Here is a 15,223-nt window from a genome sequence, read left to right as displayed (position 1 = left end):
AGGTTTTCTTGTCCACACCTAATGAATTCAGAATATTCAAACGAAAGAGGGAGAAGAATGAAAAAAGCTTTTCAAATTGCAGGCGCATACATCGGAGTCATTGTAGGGGCAGGATTTGCTTCCGGACAGGAAATATTGCAATTTTTTACGAGCTTTGGATGGATTAGCATAGCAGGAACATGTATGGCTACTCTTCTATTTGCTTTTTTAGGCATGCAATTGCTGCAAATCGGCTCTCGTCTTAAAACCGATTCTCATAAAAATGTTATTTATTTAATTTGCGGGAAATGGATAGGGATGTTTGTTGATGCCCTTATCACCTTTTTCTTATTTGGCGTTGCGGCAGTAATGATTGCCGGCAGCGGATCGATTTTCGAACAGCAATTTGGTATCGCTCCTTTGTATGGAAGTCTTATAATGACGGTATTAACTGCTGTCACTCTATGTTTCAATTTTCAAAAAGTTATTTCGGCGATTAGTTTGATGACTCCCTTCCTATTTATCATGATTTTTATCGTTTTTATTTACTCTGTTTTCCGTTATGAAGGGAATGTTTCGGATATTTTTCAAATCAGCCAAACAGAAAATACGGCAGCCTCTCATTGGCTGATAGGAGCCATCTTATATGTATCGTACAACATTGCGGCTGGAGCAGCTATTTTGACATTGATGGGAGGAGCTGAAAAGAATGAGAGAACGGCTGGGCTTGGAGGTATTTTTGGAGGCATTGGCCTTGGCTTATTGATCTTATTAATTAATTTGACAATGCTTTTAGATTTCGGAGCCAGTCAGCAGGCCGCTATGCCGATTGTTCACATTGCCAATGGTATTTCGCCAATCACAGGTTATTTTATGTCATTTGTATTGTTAGCGATGATTTATAATACGTCTGTCGGAATGATATATGCTTTTGCTGCGCGAATCGTACCGGCCCATCGTAAGTCTTTTACTCCGACAGTAGTTATTTCTACATTGGCCGCTTTTCTGGCAAGCTTCGTCGGATTCGTTAAATTAGTAGGCACCTTGTATCCAATTGTTGGCTACCTCGGTTTGATCTTAATTATCGGTGTTATTTTCGCCTGGCTTAGATTTAAGCAACCATTTAAGAATGAAATGAAGATATCAAGCTAATAAGAAAGCTATCCACCAGTTAAGTGAACACCAACTGGTGGGCAGCTTTTTGTTTTGCCAAGGGATTGCATAGCCCCTCTTTCTTTTTTGATAACGGTCCTCTTCATTTGCTTTGTTAGGCAGAGGGAAGAGTATGGAAGAAGAACGCATATAAAAACAATGCATATGTTGAAATTACGAGCTGAAAGGAGGAGGGCAGATGGAGATATACCGCAGTTATTTAAAGGAAGCTAAAAAATGGTGTGAGGCTTTATGTGCTTTGCAGCATGAATTAATTGACCTTAATCAGGTGGAAAAGTGGAAAAACCAGGTAGAGAAGATGGATAATCGTTTATCGAATATGAAAGAAGAAGAGATTCATTTAATCCAAAGTGAGATTTTGGGATTAGATCAGGAGTGGCGCCAGCTTCATGAAGGGCTGTTTGCTGAAGAAAACGAAAAAGAGAAGGAGGAAGAGCGAGAAAGAGCTGAACAGGTTCCTATTGGCCACCACAAACTTCCCCCTCTCCCCTATGCGTACAATGCTTTAGAGCCTTATATTGATGAAGAAACAATGAGGCTTCATCATGACCGGCATCATCAAAGCTATGTAGAAGGTTTGAATAAAGCAGAGCTGGAGCTGCAAAAGGCACGAAAAAATAATGACTTTGAGCTCGTCAAGCATTGGGAGAGAGAGCTTGCTTTCAATGGTGCCGGGCATTATTTACATTCGATCTTTTGGAGAATCATGTGCCCAAACGGAGGGGGAAAGCCTTCAAGTGAATTAAACCGAGAGATTTCCCGGTCGTTTGGCAGCTTCGATGGGTTTAAGAGACACTTCTCCAAAGCCGCCGAGAAAGTAGAGGGAGGGGGATGGGCCATTCTCGTATGGTCGCCGCAAGCTCAGCGATTAGAAATATTGCAAGCTGAAAAACATCAAAACTTAAGCCAATGGGATGTAGTTCCTTTACTTGTACTTGATGTTTGGGAACATGCTTACTACTTGAAATATAAAAATAAGCGTGCGGAGTATATTGATAATTGGTGGAACATTGTTTGTTGGGATGAAGTAGAGGGACGCATGAGAAAAGCGAGGGGGCATTGAAAAGGCATTGCCTATTCATGGAAACTATATTACACTGGTAAGCAATGAAAAACTTTATATAAGAGAACCGGGTGCCTTTGCAACAGACAGCAAAGGGTAACAGGGAATCGGGTGCAAATCCCGAGCGGTCCCGCCACTGTAATCGGAAAGTTCTTTTTTCATTGATGTCACTTGAGAAATCAGGGAAGACGAAAAAAGCGCGCAGATCCGTAAGCCAGGAGACCTACCCAGGTTTGATCCCCTATGATGCCTTCGCGGAAAGGAAAGGTGGCCGAAGACAAAGCAGTCTCTGTTGCTTTTTTGTGCTGTTTTCACACACCCAAGCCTTGTTCTTAGCGATAAGAACAGGGCTTTCTTTCTGTGCTGATAAAAAAGAGAGGAGATGGAACATTGAAGCTAGCGTTTGCAGGATGGATAAGAAAGAAAAGAGGATCATCCTTTGTTTTCTCAGCTGTTTTCCGCGCGAACAAGCAGGGTTATTTGTATTTACTCATGGGACTTGCTGTCTTCCTTTTATTTTCTATTACATGGTCTATTACTCTAGGGCCGGTTAATATGCCAGCTGTTACAGCATGGAAGATCATCCTTTCACATGCACCTTGGGTGGGCAATTACATAGAGGCAGACTGGAATAAGGCTCAGGAACACATAATTTGGAACATTCGGGTGCCGCGTGTATTGCTCGGAACTGTAACAGGAGCGGGTCTTGCAGTAGCAGGAGTTGTCATTCAGGCATTGGTACGAAATTCACTTGCCGATCCTTATATCTTAGGCGTATCTTCAGGTGCTTCAGTAGTAGCAACGCTCGTTATTTTATTTGGCGCTCTGCCTGTCTTTGGACAATATGCCTTAACTACTGGCGCTTTTACCGGTGCCATGATAGCAATGGGAGCCGTGTACATAATCGCCCAGGAAGGCGGAAAGATTCTCACGACACGCCTATTGCTGGCCGGTGTAGCTGTTTCGATGACGCTGTCCGCTGTAACCAATTTTATTGTGACATTAGCACCGAAAGAATCGGGGATTCGAGAAGTCATGTTTTGGATGATGGGTAGCCTTGCTGGAGCCAAGTGGGAACACTTAGCGATTCCGACGCTAATAATTGCTGGCAGTGTCCTCTTTTTATTATCTGCCTCTTCATCGTTGAATGCTTTGTTAATGGGGGAAGAAGCGGCAGGAACACTTGGAGTAAATACAGATGTTTTTCGAAAGATCCTTATTGTTGTTGCTTCTTTAATTACCGGTGCAGTAGTGGCAGTGAGTGGTTCTATTGGCTTTGTAGGATTAATGGTGCCTCATCTAGCCCGGCTATTGCTCGGTTCCGACCATAAGCGTGTGATTCCAGTTAGTGCACTGCTTGGCATGCTCGTTGTGATTTGGTCAGATACAGCAGCCCGCTTGCTGCTTGCGCCAGAGGAGCTGCCGATTGGTGTAGTTACCGCTTTTTGTGGAGGGCCATTTTTTATTTGGCTCTTGCGGCACAGCTCCTATTCGTTTGGGGGAGGCGGCCGATGAAACTACTCGTTGAGAATGTTAGTTATTCAGCAAACGGCAAGTTTATCATTGACGATATTTCACTACAAGCGGCTGATAAACAGTTCATTGGCGTTATTGGTCCTAATGGAAGTGGGAAATCCACTTTATTGAAGAACGCTTCTCGGATTTTAACACCAGATAGCGGAAAGGTATGGCTTAATGACAAAGGGCTGCATGAAATGCCGGCAAAGCAAGCAGCAAAACAACTGGCTGTCGTAAGTCAAGAGGCTGCTGTGCCATTTGATTTTACCGTTGAAGAAATCGTAGCAATGGGCCGTCACCCTTATAAAAAATTTTTTCAACATGAAACAGAAGAGGACCGACAGATTATTCACGAATCTTTAGCTTATGTAGACATGGTCGAGTATGGCCAAAGTAGCTTTCAGCAGTTATCTGGGGGAGAAAAACAGCGGGTGTTTATTGCGAGAGCACTTGCTCAGAAGGCGGGCATGGTTATTCTTGATGAGCCAACCAACCATTTAGACATCAGACATCAGCTGCAACTGCTCGACCTTGTCAAAAAGCTGCCGATTACTGTTTTGGCTGCTCTGCATGATTTAAATCTGGCCGCGTTCTATTGCGACTATATATACGTTATGAACGGGGGACGCATGATTTGTTCTGGAACACCCTCAGCGGTTTTAAGCAAGGACATGCTGAAAGAAGTGTTTGGAGTAGATGGAGAGATCCAGATACATCCGCGGACAAACAAACCGCATATTACATTTTTGGCTCATGTGTGAAAAGGGGGAAACAAAATGATTAAAAAAAATATATGGATTTTAACTGGAGTTATTTGCATAGCTGCACTATGGGTCTTTGCGAGCTTCAATCATGAGAGTTCGAGTTCGGCCAGCAAAACGGCGGAGAAGATAACAGATGAATGGGGAACGGCAGCTGCACCAAAGAGAGCGGTAGCATTGAATCAGCATGCAACTGAAATCATGCTTGCGCTTGGGCTTGAAGACTCTATGGTAGGCACAGCTTATCTGGATGATCGCATTCTTCCCGAATTGGAGGAGGCGTATAGAAAAGTGCCAGTATTGGCGGCACAGTACCCGTCCAAAGAAGTGTTTTTTGCTGCTGAACCTGATTTTGCTTATGCCGGGTGGAAAAGTGCCTTCACAGAAAAGACTCTCGGCACCCCGGAAGAGCTGGAGGCCGCAGGTATTCCTGTTTATGTTCAGCAGTCTTCTAGCAAAACATCCCCGACATTGGAAGATGTATATACCGACATTAAAAATATCGGAAAGATTTTTCACATCGAAAAGCGAGCGGAAAATCTTGTTAGTTCAATGAAAAAAGAAATAGACGAAACAGTTCAGCAAATTGGGACTGTTAGTCTGCCATTAAAAGTATTTGTCTATGACAGCGGAGAAGACAAACCGCTTACTGCTGCCAATACCTATTTAACAAAATTGATTGAAAAGGCGGGGGCAAAAAACATTTTCCAGGATGTGAATAAGGGGTGGACGAGTGTGAGCTGGGAAGCGGTAATCGAGCGCAATCCAGATGTTATTGTCATTATGGATTACGGGGATCAAACGGCAGAGCAAAAGAAAAAATTTCTGCTCTCAAAAAAAGAATTGGCTGATGTAGAGGCTATTGAAAATAACCGAATTATAACTATGCCTTTGTCGGCTGGTGCGGAAGGCATACGTGCACCATTAGCACTGAAGACATTAGCAGAAGGCCTTTATCCGGAAAAGTTTTCAAAATAAAAAGAGAATCTTACTGACGCCTCTTTCCATTTTCATCATTTCCATCTATAATAAAAGAGAAGTTAATATTAAGAAGCTACTAGAGGTGCCTGTTAGAGGCTGAGAGAAAAGCACATGGCTTTTCAACTCTTTGAACCTGATCTGGTTGATACCAGCGTAGGAAAGTAGATTATTTATCACTATTTTACTTACTGCAGCCGTATCCAGATGAGGATGCGGCTTTTTCGTATGGGGGAATGCGAATGAATCGAGTACAAAAAATGGCTTATATGGCTTTATTTACTGCGATTGCCACCTTCGGCTCTTCGCTAGTCTGGTTTCCCGCCGGTGTGGCGAAGGCTTACCCTGTCCAGCATGCGGTAAATGTCATTGCCGGTGTGCTGCTTGGCCCGGGGCCGGCGGTAATGATCGCCTTTGTTACTGGTTTATTAAGAAATTTAATGGGAACCGGTTCACTTCTAGCATTTCCGGGAGGCATGATTGGTGCATTTCTCGCCGGCTATATTTATCAAAAAACAAGCCGAACATGGGCCGCTTCTATCGGAGAAGTGACTGGGTCAGGAATCATTGCTCCTTTATTTGCCGTTCCCTATGCAAAGATATTGATGGGAACAGCGGCTGGTGCTTTTTTCTTCTTGCCAGCTTTTCTCGTCAGCAGCTTGTCAGGATCAATTATCGGTCTCTTGCTCGTAAGGCGACTAGTTAAATTGAACGCATGGAAATATCGGTTAGAGCCTTAACGCCACCGAAGGGCAATAGCCAACTTGCAGCATTCTAAGTTTGCTGCAGTGGTTCTGAGCTCAATTCGGAAGGAATCAGGGTTAAATGAAATATTTGTTTTTCTTGATATACCAGCTGATCGCACCAGCCGTTCCACTTCTTGCCGATTGGCAGCCTGGGCAGCAGTCATTAATCGAAGAGCAAAGTCGCTGCTATCTGTTAATTTATTTAACAGCAAATTTGTTTCATTCAGCAGCTGCTTGATTGATTGAGCGGATTGTTTAAATAAAGCAGGATTCACTTCAGGATAAGGCCTTAAGGACGGAGGATGACATGAGGCCACTGGTTGAAGGGCTCGATGGTGAGGATAAGTGCCTGCAAACGGGGCCATGTAAAGATTTTGAAACGGATAAGAATAATACAACCCGGTGTCACTCCTTCCTAAAAAGTAAGACTTCTCAGCCATTAACAAATGCTTGCTTTCTTCGTTATCTGTTTTACTGTAGAACTCATGACCCGATGGCCACTTCGTTCCGTATGAGGTGACGGTCCTTGCAAGATGATTTTTTCCAATTAGCCTGATGTGTACAGAGGAGTCTTTATCTTTAGCCTCTTCTATTAATATACGGCTATTGGGAAAAATAAATGATCAATACTATCTATTTAAATAGCATAAATTTTATTGAAAATTACTGGTGATTACGATCAAGCTAACAGCAGAATCTAATTGAATAGTTGGTCCTTGGGGGTGCTTGCAAAAGCTGAGAGAGGTAAATGGCCTCAACCCTTATTACCTGAACTGGATAATGCCAGCGGAGGGAAGAGGTCGTATCCTGATATTGAACTGCAGTCTTTCTAATCCTGCAGCAAGATAAAAAATTATACAGCCGCTTCCCTTGATGAGGAGCGGTTTTTTTACGTGTAGGTAATAATATTAGTCTACATGTCAATAGAGAGGGGATGGCTATGGAAAAAAAGCTAGATATACTCCTGGAACAAGTGGAGCGCCGTCAGGAAGAGATCGTTCATTTATTGAAGAAGCTGATCTCTTTCGAAACGCCTGCTCCTCCGGCACGAAATACTGCAGAAGCCCAGTCGTTTATAGCTGATTTTTTAAAAGGCTTAGATTTTTCGGTAGATAGATGGGACGTGCACCCAAATGACCCGAATGTTGTTGGAAGATGGCCAGGGACAGATGCTGAGAAGTACCAAAGTTTAATTATTAATGGACATATAGACGTGGCAGAAATACATGAAGATGAGGGGTGGAAAGCCGATCCATTTCAGGCTGTTGTCAAGGAGGGATCAGTGATTGGACGCGGGGCCGCTGACATGAAAGGAGGGCTTGCTGGTGCTTTATTCGCTTTACAGCTGCTCCATGATGCAGGAATGACGCTTCCGGGGGACGTGCTTTTTCAATCGGTTATCGGTGAAGAGGTAGGTGAAGCTGGTACGCTGGAGTGCTGCAAACGGGGCTATAAAGCGGACTTTGCGGTAGTTGTTGATACGAGTGATCTACATATACAAGGGCAGGGAGGCGTGATTACAGGCTGGATTACTTTAAAAAGCAACCAAACGTATCACGATGCGACTCGAAGAAATATGGTACATGCCGGCGGAAAGTTGTTTGGAGCCAGTGCTATAGAAAAAATGATGAAAATCATTGAAGGGCTGCAGGAATTGGAGCGCCACTGGGCGGTAACTAAAAGCTATCCAGGATTTTTGCCGGGGACAAATACAATTAATCCCGCTGTTATTGAAGGCGGGAGACACGCCGCTTTTATTGCCGACGAATGCCGGCTTTGGATTACTGTTCACTATTATCCCAATGAAACCTATGAACAGGTAGCTAAGGAGGTGGAAGATCATATTCGTCATGTAGCAAACGGAGATGTATGGATGAGGCATAACCCTCCTTCATTTAAGTGGGGTGGCACATCAATGATTGAAGAAAGGGGAGAAGTGTTTCCTTCTTTTGAAGTAGATGGGAGTCACGCTGCTGTACAAATTCTCACCCAGTCTCACTCAGATGTGCTTGGTAAGGCTCCGATGATTGATATTTCCCCAACTGTTACAGATGGGGGATGGCTTGCTGATGCCGGTATTCCTACCGTTATCTATGGACCGGGGGATTTAATGAATGCTCATTCGATCAATGAGCAGCTGTCGATTGAACAGCTTGTCGATTACACGAAAGTGATTTTGTCGTTTATCTACACTTGGTGTCACACACCGAAGCATGGATAGGTAAGATGAATACTCTGGGGTGTGAACAGCTATAGGCACAACAGAAATATGTATAGATGATCTTTAGAGGAGGAATCACATATGAAAGTGAGTAGCACGAATATAAAGTTCAGTGAAAGGCTTCATGAAAAACTTCAGCCGATCTGGAGAAAAAATCATCATCATCCTTTCGTGAGAGGAATTGGGGACGGCACGCTCGACCAGCGGAAGTTCCGTTTTTATATGGTTCAGGATTATTTATATTTAATTGATTATTCTAAGGTATTTGCCCTTGGAGCAGTGAAAGCAACAGATGTAGAAACGATGGGGAAATTCGCTTCATTGCTGAATGAAACACTTAATTTTGAAATGGCACTTCACCGCCAGTATGCAGCCCGTTTTGGCATTTCTGAGGAAGAGCTTGAACAGGCCAAGCCGTCTCCAATTACGCTTGCTTATACGCATTACATGCTTCATGTCAGTCAGAATGGCACGCTTGCCGAGTTGATTGCCGCTCTTCTTCCATGTGCGTGGAGCTATTGGGAGATCGGCAAAGAGCTAAATGAAATTCCAGGAGCCAGCGAGCATGAGTTATATGGTGACTGGATCAAAATGTATTCATCTAAAGAGTTTGGTGAACTCGCCACATGGTGTATTGAGCTTTTAGATGAGCATACAGCAGGAAAGAGTGAAAGAGAGCTTGCGAGACTGGAAGAAATTTTCTTAAATACAACCCGTTATGAGTATATGTTCTGGGAGATGGCGTTTCATGAGCAAATGTGGCCGGGAGAAGAATAAAAAAGTTCTTGAATTTCAACATGTTACCTTTTCCTATAAAGACAAAAAAAACAGGCACGTTGTTCCTATTTTGCAGAGGATAAATGCGGAGGTTTATGAGGGCGAATTCATTTCTATTATCGGAGCAAGCGGATCAGGGAAAAGTACACTATTCCGGTTAATTACCGGGCTTGAAAATCAGGATGAGGGACGAATTTTAATCAATGGGGAAGAGCAGGAATCACGTCTTGGAAAGGTCGGTTACATGCCTCAGCAAGATCTGCTCATGCCGTGGCGGACAATTATCGAAAATGCCGCCCTTCCTCTTGAATTGAGAGGAATCCGGAAAGAAGAAGCACGCAGGCAAGTTCATCTTTTGCTGAAAGAATTTGGTTTAGAAGGAACAGAGGGGCGGTACCCTCATGAGCTATCTGGAGGCATGAGACAGCGCGTTTCTTTCTTGCGGACATCATTGAGCGGATCAAACATTCTTTTGCTTGATGAACCTTTCAGTGCCCTGGATGCGATTACAAGGCTGGCTATGCAGGAGTGGCTCATGGCCCAGTGGGAAAAACGAAAAGCAACCATTGTATTGATTACTCACGACGTCAGTGAAGCGCTTTTTCTGTCGGATCGCATTTTTATTTTTCAAGAAAGACCGGTTCGGGCGTTTCAGGAAGTGACTGTTCCGATTGACCGGCCAAGAAGCTTAAAAGATTTGAACAAGCCAGCCATGATTGAATGGAAGGACTATTTGCTGGAGGAGCTGAGAGGGAAGGTGATTCTATGAAAAGCAACAGGGGCACATGGCCAGCTGCTTTGACAATTTTAGCATTTTTCCTGGCTTGGGAAATCACGGCACGAATGGTCAATATGCTATTTATTCTCCCGCCTCCGACCGGCATTCTCAGTAAGCTGTGGGAATTAAGAGAACCGCTGTTCATTGAACACTTGCCAATTACGCTAGTCATTATTTTAATTGGCTTAACTATCTCCATTTTACTAGGCGCCGGAATGGCTGTTTGGATGAGTGTGAGCCCAGCCGCTGAAAAAGTGATTTACCCGCTGATCATTTCTTCACAAATGATCCCGATTATTGCTCTGGCCCCCATTTTTGTTCTTTGGTTCGGTTACTCAATTTGGAGCAAAGTAGTTGTGACTGTTTTGATCACATTTTTTCCTATCACGGTGAATACATATGATGGGCTGCAATCAGCCAGTAAAGAGTTGAAAGAGCTAATGATGACAATGGGGGCAGGGAAGAAAGAGATATTTACCAAGCTAGTTGTTCCTTCCGCCTTGCCTCATTTTTATTCAGGACTGAAGGTAGCTGTTACATTAAGCGTGATTGGAGCTGCCATCGGAGAATGGCTTGGAGCACAGGCTGGTCTCGGTTATTTCAGCCGACGAATGATGACTCAATTTGATGGGGCGGCTGTTTTTGCTCCGATTGTATTGCTGTCGGCGATCGGCATTGTTCTATTTGTCATTGTAAAATTCATTGAGCAAAAATCATTAAAATGGAGGAAGTCATAATGAGAAAATGGTTACTGGCATTGTTTGTGATAGTGCTTGCCGGCTGCAGTTCTAACGATGCAAGTGAAAAGAAAACAGCGGCAGGAGCCGGAGAGAAACAGAAAGAAAAAGTGACAATTATGCTTGACTGGTATCCCAACGCCGTTCACAGTTTCTTATACGTAGCGGAAGAAAAAGGCTACTTTAAAGAGGAAGGAGTTGACGTGGATATTCAGTTTCCAGCCAGCCCGACTGATCCCATCAATCTAGCTGCTACTGGAAAAGTAACACTTGGTATTTCTTATCAACCCGACGTTATTATGGCGCGGACAGAACAGGGAGTGAACGTAAAATCTATCGGTGCTATTGTCCGATCCCCATTAAATCGAGTGATGTTTTTAAAGGACAGCCCAATCAAGGCTCCGAAGGATTTAGAGGGAAAAACAGTCGGATTTACTGGTATTCCTCTAAATGAAGCGATCGTTGGCACAATGGTGGAAAAAGATAAAGGGGATCCAGAAAAAGTAAAAATGATTGATGTTGGTTTTGAACTAAACTCGGCTGTTGTGACGAAAAAAGCCGATGCAGTGGTCGGAGCCTATATTAACCACGAAGTGCCGCTGTTAAAGCATGAAGGATATGAAACAAGTAATTTGGACCCAACAAAGTATGGCGTACCTAATTTCTATGAGCTGGTGGCAGTTACGAGTGACGAAACGTGGGAGAAACAGCAAGATGCCATCAAAGCCTTTTGGCGGGCGGCAGAAAAAGGATTTAATTATACCGAACAGCACCCTGATGAAGCCTTGCAAATTTTATTAAGCAAGCAGGATGAGGCTAATTTTCCGCTTATAGAAGAGGTGGAAAAACAAAGTCTTAAGATTCTTCTTCCAAAAATGAAGTCAGAGAAAGGCTTTGGAAGCCAAACGAAAGAGCCGTGGATAGAAACAGCCGAATGGATGAAGAAAACGGGCTTGATTAAAAAAGAGCCTAAATTAGAAGAGCTGTTTATAAACATTGCTGAGTGATCAAACTTGCTAAAACATAAAAAGTCTAGCGATTTAGTTGGTTTTTTGTGTTAGGATGAAGAAAAGGCAAGTTTGAAAGGGGAAGCAGGCGTGGGAAAAGGACTGGAAGGAAAAAGAATTGTCATTGCGGGCTCAAGGAAAACAGAAGAAATGAGTATGATCATTGAAAAGCAAGGCGGTCTGCCTCTCGTCCGCCCCTTACAGGGAACGGTATTTTTAGCAGAGGAAGCAGTTGGACCTGAAATTAAAGAACTGATCAGCCAGCCGGCGGATTGGATTATTTTCACGACAGGTATCGGCACGGAAGCGTTAGTAAATGCTGCTGATCAGTTGGGAATAAGGAACGAATTTTTGCAGGTGGTGCAACAGGCAAAGGTAGCTACTAGAGGCTATAAAACGGTAGCCGCTTTAAAGAAAATAGACATAAGCCCTGTTGCAGTAGATGATGACGGGACTACAGCCGGATTGATTCGGGCACTCGAAAAAGAAGATTTCATAAAGAAACGTGTTGCTGTTCAACTGCACGGTGAAAAAGCACCGTCATTGACGAAGTTTTTACATGAGAAAGAGGCACACGTTCAGTACTTATTGCCTTACCGTCATCACGCACCTGATGAGGAAGTAGTAGAGAAAACACTGAATGAAATCTTAAACAAAGAAATAGAGGCCATTTGTTTTACAACGGCGATTCAAGTGCGTTCGCTGTTTGAACATGCCAAGCAAAAAGGCAAGGTAGAAGAACTGCTTGCTGCCTTTGCCTCTGGGCCATTAGCTGGCGCGGTCGGAAAAGTAACGGCTGAAGCGCTGGCAGAAGAAGGCGTTACCCGTATGATTGTGCCGGAGTTGGAAAGAATGGGAGCCCTGATTATGGAGCTGTCACGGTATTATCAGCACAGAGATCGATAAGAAAGTAAAAGCTATTAAATAAGCTAAAGAATAAATGCCATGAAAAGAATATTGGAAACCGGGAGCTGGCGGATGCCGGCTGAGAGTACAGCTATGCCGCTGCAGACCGTGTGAACCTGTTGGATAATGCCAGCGCAGGGAAGTGTGGAGATCAAAAGAGCACGGGCGCCGGTTCCGTGCTTTTTAGTTTGATTTTTACTAGTAATTTCGGAGGGAGCGAAAAAATGAATCATCGAGTCGTCAGTCAAACACTTGCACAAGTAAGAGCGCAAAGCCCGCTTGTACACAATATTACGAATGTAGTTGTTACAAATTTTACAGCCAATGGATTGCTCGCTCTCGGGGCTTCTCCTGTCATGGCGCACGCAAAAGAAGAAGCGGCAGATATGGCAAGGATCGCCGGGGCGCTCGTGATAAATATTGGTACATTAGATGAAGAAAAAGTAGCATCTATGATCATAGCAGGAAAAGCAGCCAATGAGGCAGGAGTGCCGGTTATCTTCGATCCCGTGGGAGCAGGGGCAACGGCTTACCGGACAGCAGCTGCTTCTCGAATTATCAATGAGGTAAAGGTCGATGTGTTAAGAGGGAACGCGGCGGAAGTTGCAAATGTGATCGGGAAGAAATGGGCGATTAAGGGGGTAGACGCTGGGAAAAACCAGGGGAACCTGATAGAGCTTGCTAAAGAGGCAGCGGCGAAATGGCAAATGACCACGGTTATTACAGGGGAGGCAGATATTATCGCCGGCCAGAATTCGCTTTTCGTTGTCCGTAATGGCCATCCGATGCTTACGAAAGTGACTGGCACTGGCTGTTTGTTAAGTGCGGTGATCGGTGCATTCTGTGCCGTGGAGAAAAATATAGGAATTGCGGCAGCTAGTGCCGTCGCAGTATATGGAGTAGCAGCAGAAGCGGCTATGAAGATTCGCGGTGAGGAAGGGCCCGGAAGTTTTCAAATAGAATTTTTAAACCAGCTGGCTAAGGTCGAAGAAAAGAATATTGAAGCCTTTGCCAAAATAGAAACCCTTTTAACTAATGGAGGTGGAGAAAATGGAAGTGAGCAAAGCACTGACGATCGCCGGTTCTGACAGCGGAGGGGGCGCAGGGATTCAAGCCGACTTAAAAACCTTCCAGGAACTTGGCGTATACGGCATGTCTGCACTGACCGCGGTCACGGCACAAAATACACTCGGTGTGCATGGTGTTTACCCAATGACCCCGAAAGCAGTAGAGGCACAAATTGAAGCAATCGGTGAGGACATGGGAACGGATGCTCTGAAGACCGGAATGCTATTCAGCGACGAGATTATTCAAACAGTAGCTCGCGGGATTGAGAGATTTGGCTGGAAACAGGTTGTCGTTGATCCGGTCATGATTGCTAAAGGAGGGGCTTCTCTATTGCAGACAGACGCCATCAGAGCAATGAAAGAGTATTTGATCCCGCTTGCTATGGTTGTGACTCCCAATATTCCAGAAGCAGAGGTGCTGACAAACATGATGATTCGATCTCTTGATGATCGCAAGCGGGCTGCCGAGAAGCTGCATAAGTTAGGAGCCAGACATGTAGTCATTAAAGGAGGACATGCAGAAGACGACGAGAAACTAATAGATCTTCTGTATGACGGCAAAGACTTTTTTTACTTCACAAATAATCGCATTTTAACTAAAAACACGCATGGGACGGGCTGTACATTTGCTGCAGCTATGACTGCAGAGCTTGCTCGGGGACAAGCGATAAAAAAGGCAGTTGATGTGGCTGTCAACTACGTACAAGCGGCCATTGAGATGGATTTGAAAATTGGAAAAGGACATGGCCCAACCAACCATTGGGCATTTAAAAGAAAAGGGGTGCCTACCGATGCGGCCTATTAGTGAAGAGCGCATAAAAGAATTTCTTCAAGTTTATTTTATTATGGGCAGCGCTAATTGTTTGATAGATCCGATAAGGACCCTGAGAGAGGCCATTGCCGGGGGCATTACTTTTTTTCAGTTTCGTGAAAAAGGCTCTAATGCCTTGATTGGTGAGAAAAAACTTGAATTGGCAGCTGAACTTCAGAAGGTTTGCCGTCATCATTCTGTACCCTTTATCGTGAACGATGATGTCGAGCTGGCTGTTCAACTAGAGGCCGATGGCATACATATCGGCCAGGAGGATGAATCTCTTTCAGTTGTCCGTAAAATAATGCCCGAAAAGATTATTGGAATTTCAGTCCATACAATGGAGGAAGTTGAAAAAGCCATTGAGGATGGGGCAGATTATTTAGGGGTTGGTCCAATATTTCCTACCTCTACTAAAACTGATACAAAACCGGTTCAAGGAACCAGTCTAATTGAAGAAATAAGGGCTGCGGGCATATCTATACCCATCGTAGGGATTGGCGGCATTCATGCAGGCAATGCAGCTGAAGTAGTAGCAAATGGAGCGAATGGAGTATCAGTGATCACGGCCATTAGCCAAGCGCCATCGCCGAAAGAGGCAGCAGAGCAATTAAGAAGAGCTATTTCAAGAAAGTAGATAAACGACACTCCTGCTTTGAATAAGAAAATTAATTTTCTTATTCAAAGCATTTTTTATATGA

General features: G+C 44.1%; 16 protein-coding genes and 3 riboswitches. Of the genes, 15 read left to right on the top strand and 1 reads right to left on the bottom strand.

Features of this window, described 5'->3' with window-relative positions; all coding sequences use genetic code 11:
• Nucleotides 1-57 precede the first annotated feature (57 nt).
• The 6 genes from ACH0BF_RS02845 to thiW all read left to right on the top strand — a co-directional run bounded on the left by ACH0BF_RS02845 (nt 58) and on the right by thiW (nt 6,212).
• Nucleotides 58-1,131 carry a YkvI family membrane protein gene (locus ACH0BF_RS02845; protein WP_406908817.1) on the top strand — a complete coding sequence of 358 codons (1,074 nt, stop codon included), beginning with the start codon at nt 58-60 and terminating at the stop codon, nt 1,129-1,131.
• Nucleotides 1,132-1,330: 199 nt separating this feature from the next.
• The gene (locus tag ACH0BF_RS02840) at nt 1,331-2,215 is read left to right on the top strand and encodes a superoxide dismutase (protein WP_406908816.1); all 885 of its coding nucleotides are present in this window, start codon (nt 1,331-1,333) and stop codon (nt 2,213-2,215) included.
• Nucleotides 2,216-2,267: 52 nt separating this feature from the next.
• A riboswitch (cobalamin riboswitch) is annotated at nt 2,268-2,460 on the top strand.
• Nucleotides 2,461-2,707: 247 nt separating this feature from the next.
• Nucleotides 2,708-3,730, top strand: a complete 1,023-nt coding sequence (locus ACH0BF_RS02835; protein ID WP_340856451.1) for a FecCD family ABC transporter permease — start codon at nt 2,708-2,710, stop codon at nt 3,728-3,730.
• Nucleotides 3,727-4,494, top strand: coding sequence for an ABC transporter ATP-binding protein (locus tag ACH0BF_RS02830; protein WP_406908815.1), 768 nt, complete (start codon nt 3,727-3,729; stop codon nt 4,492-4,494). The genes ACH0BF_RS02835 and ACH0BF_RS02830 overlap by 4 nt, the downstream gene beginning before the upstream one ends.
• Before the next feature lie 15 nt (nt 4,495-4,509).
• Complete coding sequence (locus tag ACH0BF_RS02825) at nt 4,510-5,472, top strand: ABC transporter substrate-binding protein (RefSeq protein ID WP_340854982.1); 963 nt, start codon at nt 4,510-4,512, stop codon at nt 5,470-5,472.
• 71 nt (nt 5,473-5,543) lie between these two features.
• A riboswitch (TPP riboswitch) is annotated at nt 5,544-5,652 on the top strand.
• 62 nt (nt 5,653-5,714) lie between these two features.
• Nucleotides 5,715-6,212, top strand: a complete 498-nt coding sequence (gene thiW / locus ACH0BF_RS02820) for an energy coupling factor transporter S component ThiW (RefSeq protein ID WP_406908814.1) — start codon at nt 5,715-5,717, stop codon at nt 6,210-6,212.
• Here the strand turns inward: thiW and ACH0BF_RS02815 are convergent.
• A complete protein-coding gene (locus ACH0BF_RS02815; RefSeq protein ID WP_120036845.1) occupies nt 6,209-6,616 on the bottom strand; it encodes a YuzC family spore coat inner layer protein in 408 nt (135 codons plus the stop codon). The genes thiW and ACH0BF_RS02815 overlap by 4 nt on opposite strands.
• 310 nt (nt 6,617-6,926) lie before the next feature.
• Nucleotides 6,927-7,031, top strand: a riboswitch (TPP riboswitch).
• Between the two features lie 127 nt (nt 7,032-7,158).
• Here ACH0BF_RS02815 and ACH0BF_RS02810 point away from each other — a divergent pair.
• The 9 genes from ACH0BF_RS02810 (at nt 7,159) to thiE (ending at nt 15,159) form a co-directional block, all read left to right on the top strand.
• Entirely contained in the window at nt 7,159-8,439 is a 1,281-nt protein-coding gene (locus tag ACH0BF_RS02810) for an acetylornithine deacetylase (RefSeq protein ID WP_406908813.1), read from the top strand.
• A 102-nt stretch (nt 8,440-8,541) separates the two neighbouring features.
• Nucleotides 8,542-9,216 (top strand): thiaminase II, encoded by a 675-nt coding sequence (gene tenA, locus ACH0BF_RS02805; RefSeq protein ID WP_120038165.1) that lies wholly within the window; start codon nt 8,542-8,544, stop codon nt 9,214-9,216.
• The gene (locus ACH0BF_RS02800) at nt 9,188-9,985 is read left to right on the top strand and encodes an ABC transporter ATP-binding protein (RefSeq protein ID WP_340854975.1); all 798 of its coding nucleotides are present in this window, start codon (nt 9,188-9,190) and stop codon (nt 9,983-9,985) included. The genes tenA and ACH0BF_RS02800 overlap by 29 nt, the downstream gene beginning before the upstream one ends.
• Nucleotides 9,982-10,731, top strand: coding sequence for an ABC transporter permease (locus ACH0BF_RS02795; RefSeq protein WP_340854972.1), 750 nt, complete (start codon nt 9,982-9,984; stop codon nt 10,729-10,731). Before ACH0BF_RS02800 ends, ACH0BF_RS02795 begins: the two co-directional genes overlap by 4 nt.
• A complete protein-coding gene (locus ACH0BF_RS02790; RefSeq protein ID WP_340854969.1) occupies nt 10,731-11,738 on the top strand; it encodes an ABC transporter substrate-binding protein in 1,008 nt (335 codons plus the stop codon). The genes ACH0BF_RS02795 and ACH0BF_RS02790 overlap by 1 nt, the downstream gene beginning before the upstream one ends.
• A 90-nt stretch (nt 11,739-11,828) precedes the next feature.
• A complete protein-coding gene (locus ACH0BF_RS02785; protein WP_340854967.1) occupies nt 11,829-12,644 on the top strand; it encodes a uroporphyrinogen-III synthase in 816 nt (271 codons plus the stop codon).
• A gap of 224 nt (nt 12,645-12,868) precedes the next feature.
• Nucleotides 12,869-13,732: a hydroxyethylthiazole kinase gene (thiM, locus tag ACH0BF_RS02780; RefSeq protein ID WP_120036855.1), complete on the top strand. Its 864-nt coding sequence runs from the start codon at nt 12,869-12,871 to the stop codon at nt 13,730-13,732.
• A complete protein-coding gene (gene thiD / locus ACH0BF_RS02775) occupies nt 13,695-14,516 on the top strand; it encodes a bifunctional hydroxymethylpyrimidine kinase/phosphomethylpyrimidine kinase (protein ID WP_120036857.1) in 822 nt (273 codons plus the stop codon). Before thiM ends, thiD begins: the two co-directional genes overlap by 38 nt.
• The gene (thiE, locus tag ACH0BF_RS02770) at nt 14,503-15,159 is read left to right on the top strand and encodes a thiamine phosphate synthase (protein ID WP_120036859.1); all 657 of its coding nucleotides are present in this window, start codon (nt 14,503-14,505) and stop codon (nt 15,157-15,159) included. Before thiD ends, thiE begins: the two co-directional genes overlap by 14 nt.
• Nucleotides 15,160-15,223 lie beyond the last annotated feature (64 nt).

The organism is Pseudobacillus sp. 179-B 2D1 NHS, from assembly GCF_045370945.1.
Taxonomy (GTDB): domain Bacteria; phylum Bacillota; class Bacilli; order Bacillales; family Domibacillaceae; genus Pseudobacillus.
This window is presented reverse-complemented; position numbering and strand designations above follow the sequence as displayed.

What these genes read in the sequence shown, in the direction of transcription:
- thiD (WP_120036857.1), top strand. Translation starts at nt 13,695, where the DNA reads ATGGAAGTGAGCAAAGCACTGACGATCGCCGGTTCTGACAGCGGAGGG.
- thiM (WP_120036855.1), top strand. Translation starts at nt 12,869, where the DNA reads ATGAATCATCGAGTCGTCAGTCAAACACTTGCACAAGTAAGAGCGCAA.
- thiE (WP_120036859.1), top strand. Translation starts at nt 14,503, where the DNA reads ATGCGGCCTATTAGTGAAGAGCGCATAAAAGAATTTCTTCAAGTTTAT.
- ACH0BF_RS02845 (WP_406908817.1), top strand. Translation starts at nt 58, where the DNA reads ATGAAAAAAGCTTTTCAAATTGCAGGCGCATACATCGGAGTCATTGTA.
- thiW (WP_406908814.1), top strand. Translation starts at nt 5,715, where the DNA reads ATGAATCGAGTACAAAAAATGGCTTATATGGCTTTATTTACTGCGATT.
- ACH0BF_RS02810 (WP_406908813.1), top strand. Translation starts at nt 7,159, where the DNA reads ATGGAAAAAAAGCTAGATATACTCCTGGAACAAGTGGAGCGCCGTCAG.
- ACH0BF_RS02795 (WP_340854972.1), top strand. Translation starts at nt 9,982, where the DNA reads ATGAAAAGCAACAGGGGCACATGGCCAGCTGCTTTGACAATTTTAGCA.
- ACH0BF_RS02790 (WP_340854969.1), top strand. Translation starts at nt 10,731, where the DNA reads ATGAGAAAATGGTTACTGGCATTGTTTGTGATAGTGCTTGCCGGCTGC.
- ACH0BF_RS02840 (WP_406908816.1), top strand. Translation starts at nt 1,331, where the DNA reads ATGGAGATATACCGCAGTTATTTAAAGGAAGCTAAAAAATGGTGTGAG.
- ACH0BF_RS02835 (WP_340856451.1), top strand. Translation starts at nt 2,708, where the DNA reads ATGGGACTTGCTGTCTTCCTTTTATTTTCTATTACATGGTCTATTACT.
- ACH0BF_RS02825 (WP_340854982.1), top strand. Translation starts at nt 4,510, where the DNA reads ATGATTAAAAAAAATATATGGATTTTAACTGGAGTTATTTGCATAGCT.
- ACH0BF_RS02830 (WP_406908815.1), top strand. Translation starts at nt 3,727, where the DNA reads ATGAAACTACTCGTTGAGAATGTTAGTTATTCAGCAAACGGCAAGTTT.
- ACH0BF_RS02800 (WP_340854975.1), top strand. Translation starts at nt 9,188, where the DNA reads ATGAGCAAATGTGGCCGGGAGAAGAATAAAAAAGTTCTTGAATTTCAA.